Origin of the sequence: Bartonella sp. AP88HLJMH (assembly GCF_042195605.1) — a bacterium.
Lineage (GTDB): Bacteria > Pseudomonadota > Alphaproteobacteria > Rhizobiales > Rhizobiaceae > Bartonella.
Map to the genome: position 1 here is coordinate 1 of NZ_JBHIOR010000044.1, position 3,967 is coordinate 3,967.

3 protein-coding genes and 1 pseudogene are annotated in these 3,967 nt (G+C 43.2%); 2 read left to right on the top strand and 2 right to left on the bottom strand.

Translation table 11 applies throughout. The features are described from left to right. Both ACFIMA_RS09150 and ACFIMA_RS09155 read left to right on the top strand, forming a co-directional pair. A partial coding sequence (locus ACFIMA_RS09150; RefSeq protein WP_375693397.1) for a hemagglutinin repeat-containing protein occupies positions 1-2,784 on the top strand: 2,784 nt, incomplete at its 5' end. Then, the gene (locus ACFIMA_RS09155) at positions 2,781-3,182 is read left to right on the top strand and encodes a hypothetical protein (RefSeq protein WP_375618845.1); all 402 of its coding nucleotides are present in this window, start codon (positions 2,781-2,783) and stop codon (positions 3,180-3,182) included. The genes ACFIMA_RS09150 and ACFIMA_RS09155, both read left to right, overlap by 4 nt. A 102-nt stretch (positions 3,183-3,284) precedes the next feature. On the opposite strand, the gene ACFIMA_RS09160 is transcribed toward ACFIMA_RS09155, so the two are convergent. Both ACFIMA_RS09160 and ACFIMA_RS09165 read right to left on the bottom strand, forming a co-directional pair. Then, positions 3,285-3,485 (bottom strand): AlpA family transcriptional regulator, encoded by a 201-nt coding sequence (locus ACFIMA_RS09160; RefSeq protein ID WP_015856172.1) that lies wholly within the window; start codon positions 3,483-3,485, stop codon positions 3,285-3,287. Positions 3,486-3,692: 207 nt separating this feature from the next. Continuing rightward, positions 3,693-3,967 (bottom strand): annotated as a pseudogene (locus ACFIMA_RS09165) (integrase); the annotation flags it as partial.

Genomic DNA, 3,967 nt, shown 5'->3' on the forward strand with positions numbered 1-3,967 from the left:
TCGATATACGGGAGTGAGGGAAAGACAGAAAATGAAGAGAGTTTTGAGCATCAAGGTTCTTCTCTCAATGCGGATGGCAATATCACCATCACTGCCAAGAAAAAAGATGTGACAATTGTTGGCTCTGATCTTGCAGGTGAGAATATTAACCTTTCGGCAGCTCGTGATGTGAATGTGCTTGTTGGTCATAATAGCCATAAGTCAAACTCTGTAGAAGAACGGGAAGGCTTTGGGTTTCAGTTTGAAAAGAGCAAAAGCGGTGCTTCTGTAGGTGTTGGAATTGCAAGCGCCAAAGATACGGGCGATCAATGGGAAACCACTTCCACACAATCACACATCACGGCACGCCAAGATGTGCAGATTACTGCTGACAATGATGTGAATTTACAAGCAGCCATTGTTTCGGCGGATCGTGATGTCAACATGGATGCCGGCAATAATATCACGCTTTCAGAAAGCTATGATACCTCTAACGGCAAAGAGACACATGAAAAGTCTTTTGCTGGTGTGACAACTTCCGTTGATATCGGTGTCCTTGGCACGGTACAAGGCTTAAAAGATTCAGCGGACCGTATGAACAATAAGGATGGCAATAACACCGTTATTAATGGCATACTGACCGGCATGAAAATCAATCACCTCTTTAACAAAGGCAAGAATTTTGTTGATTGGCTGACTGGCAATACGGGGGAAAAGGGGAACACAACCAAAGGACTGAGTAGCTCATTAGGAGGGGTGGGGGGCTCCACCAAGGATGCTCTTGCCAATCTGGCTGGCGCATCTGGCAGTGTAACCGTGGGCTTTAAAACTGAGAAAACAGAAGCCTCTGTTCAGACCTCCACAGCGGTGACAGATAGCATAGAAGGCGGACGCGCTGTTAACATGCATGCCCACGAAGGCAGCATTCATGGTGTTGGCGCTGATGTTATCGCTGGTACCAATCCAATCTATGTGCTGGAAAATGATGCACAGAGCGGAAAGATCACCATGGAAGCAGGTAAAGATATCATCTTTGAAAGTGCACAAAACACGCAAAGCACACAAAACAGCAGTGAAAGTGCTTCAATGAGTGTTGGCACCGGTTATGGCACGGGTGGCGCAGGGGCAACGGGCAGTGCTGCTTTTAGTCAAGGGGAAGGTTCCAGTGAGGAAGTTCAACACAAAAACAGCCATATTATAGGCACCGGCACTCTTCATACCATAAGTCAGGGAAACACCATACTGGCAGGCGCCGTGGCTTCTGCAGATCATGTAGAAATGGAAGTAGGGGGTGATTTTGCCATTACCAGCCGCAGTGATACGGGACAAACTTCCAGCAAGCAAAACTCTGTTTCTGTTGGGTTTGGTGCTGGACAAACGGGTGGTGGGGGCTCCATGAGCGCCTCTTTCCAAAAGGATAAATCCTCCAGCGATTATCATAGTGTTGTGGAACAATCAGGCATCAAAGCGGGTGATGGCGGCTTTAATATCATTGTTAAAGATAAAACAACGCTGACCGGAGGACTTATTTCCAGCACAGCCTCGGCAGATAAAAACAGCCTGACCACAGGAAGCATTAGCACCAGTGATATCAGCAACAGTGCCCATGCTAAAGCCAGCAGCCATGGGTTTAGCATTTCTGGTGGCGATGCTTTGCAACAGGGGAAATATGGCATCATAAAAAATATTGCTAAAAATGCTTTAAATCACGGCAAAGCCAAGGATGCAGCAGAAGGGGAAACCAAATCCGCTATCAGCGATGGGACTATCATCCTTACTGATATCACTGGACAGAGGGCGATGGGGCAAGATGCTGGACAAATCATTGATGCACTCAACCGCAACACCGCTACAGCCCACCAAGCAGTAGGACAGCTAGATGTCGCATCGCTTGAGGGGGTAGTGCATAATCGCGTAGGTATGATCAATGATTTATCGGATGAAGAATTTAATATCTTTGAACAGGGCTTTGTAAACATGTTTATCAAAGAGCATTATCTGGCTACCGTGGATCACGATGAAAATGGCAATGTGATCTATGCAAAAGATGAAAATGGAAATCCTATAAGAGACAGTCATGGAAACCCGCAGCCGCAATATCATTATTTAACGCCTGAAGAACAACAGAATTTACAAAAAGGTTCTGATGGCAAGGTTCATGTTTTTCTCAATGGTATTTTTACAACACCAGATGACGCAGCCCATAATGCGGTTCAGTTGGCTGATAACAAGAATGATCCACACTATTTTCTGATGTTTCCCCATAGCGATTCGTTCTTGGTAGATTTGTTCATTGCAGGGTATCAGTATGCTCTAGAAGGTAAGTTGGGTATTTTGACCAATTCGACGAAGAAGTACCAGAATCTGTTGTATAGCCTTGGCAATATAGGATTGCATACTGATGCGCATAGCCGCGGCAGTATGACAGCGGGCAATGGATCGCATGATTTAGAAAAGCATGGTGTTCATGGTATAGCAAAGAAAACAACGATTAATTTCTTTGGACCAGCTTATAATACTCAAAACATGGCAGATACGTTATATATCTTAAGTGATGGAAAGCAGGATTACGTAAACTTGGAAAATCATAAAAATGACTTTGTGGGTACAAAGATTGGCAAAAATCCTTACACTTTTGGGCAAATACCTCCTGGAAGTGGTCCTTGGAAAGAAGCATGGCAAATATTTAAGGGCTACCCCAGTGTTCATGCTTGTTATGGTAATGCAGGTTCAATATGTCGACAGGCTTATGGATTACCTAATCGTACGCCAATTTATTCAAAATATTCAGGAAGAAAAAAATGAAACAAATCTTGAAATTATTAAGTGGTCTCATTCTGTTAAATATTGCTGGATGTAACATCGACAAGCCTCCACCAGGAGTTTTGAGTGCATGGGAGAAACCAGGAGCAGATTTTACTGAGGTAGGAAAAGCATTGTTAGAATGTGGTATGCCAACCCCTTATGATGTTTTTCCAGAAAATAGAAAGCTAAGCATCAATGCAGAGGCTTCCATCGATGCTTGCATGATTCAAGCAGGATTCCGCTACAAATGGGGAGGACCATATTGGTGTTATACTTTTAGAGCTGAAAACCTTCCCATTTGTCGTCCAGGTGCTGTCATACCACAGCGCAGTGTCAAGAAGCGTTTGAACAGCCCTTTTTGTAAAAAGTATAAAAATGCACCTGAATGCCAGCCTTAAGTCTTGCTTCAGCAGAGAAAGCCTTGAATTTACACCAAATAAAGCACCAGGTTGATGAGCTTGAGAAAGCCTTGTCCGTCCTTACGTGACAAGGTTTTCTTTTTATGCCGCGTCGTTATAACGTTGCTGTTTTGCTTGCTCGATGACATTCAAAAGATCCGATTGTAACCAACGGGACAAAAAACCAAATTTTAAAGGTTTTGGGAGAGAGCCATTGGTTACATGACGGCGGAATGTTGAAACACTCATATGAAGCAATTTTGCACTTTCACGGTCTGTTAAAAGAATATCATTTTCTGTCATATTAAAATCCTTTCACTATAAAAATGGTAACAAATCATAACTATTTATTAACCACATTTTGGTTCATTTAGAAAGATGTTTTATTCATAGAAAACAATATTTTATCATATAATTTGTGATGTGATAATTTATGACTCTTATTGAGAAAGAATGAGAGAGAAGAGAGAGAAAGTTATCCACAGATCATGGGGTTATTCACCCCATATCTTAAGATTGACCCGTGACATAAGCCGCCCATTTCTCCATATAGACACGGCGCTGTTCTAGATAGTCAGTACGACGATAGGCACGCTCTACTTGTCCTCCTACTGTATGACTTAGAATAGTTTCAGCGACCTCATAGGGGGCATCGGTTGTTTCTGCTAGCCAATCGCGTAAACTAGAGCGAAAACCATGCGGGCAGGATTCAAGTTTATTGTCTCTCATATATTGAGCCATACACTTCTCAGCGAGGGGACCGCGACCTTTAGCAGAAAAAAAGA